Genomic DNA, 567 nt, shown 5'->3' on the forward strand with positions numbered 1-567 from the left:
GAGTACGGTCGGAGCGCCCGCTATCGCGGAACAAGTCCGAGGTCATCTTGAAAGACACCTTGTTTTTGTCGAAGGTGATCTGCATGCCATCCTCTTTGTTGAGATCAGCAGCGGTGGTCTCCCCGGCAATGATGCACCCGATGTAACTATTGTCCTCGAACTTCTCGACCGTGCCGTCCGAGCCGGTACCGGCGGACCCCTTCGAGTTGTTGCAGTCGGAAAACTCAGAGGCGAGGGAGCCAGCCGACGTACTGGCTATTGACTTGGAGACACCAACCGTACTTTTGAGGTGGACGTGATTCTCATCCTTGATCTCCATGGCAGTATCAAATTTTGCGCACCCGGCAAGCAGTAAGAGGGGCGCGATAATCAAAACGAGACAGCGTCTCATATGACGCGAAACATTCAGCATGAGCATATAAAACCACGAACGGGAGCGGTAGGGGTAACTTCCGTACAAATGTGCTGACAGTTTCTCAACTACCCAAGGCGCACGGAATGCCTAGAACCAGTAGCTAGGCCCCGCGCAAACCTCCATTAGCAACCCGGCGCTGCGTCCCCATCACG

At 54.5% G+C, this 567-nt stretch carries 1 protein-coding gene; it reads right to left on the minus strand.

Annotated elements, in window-relative coordinates:
- The coding region (locus FOE67_RS27925) for a hypothetical protein (RefSeq protein ID WP_438874329.1) at positions 1-319 on the minus strand (319 nt) is incomplete at its 3' end.
- Between the last annotated feature and the right edge of the window lie 248 nt (positions 320-567).

The sequence above is a fragment of the Streptomyces calidiresistens genome (genome assembly GCF_014141525.1).
Lineage (GTDB): Bacteria > Actinomycetota > Actinomycetes > Streptomycetales > Streptomycetaceae > Streptomyces > Streptomyces calidiresistens.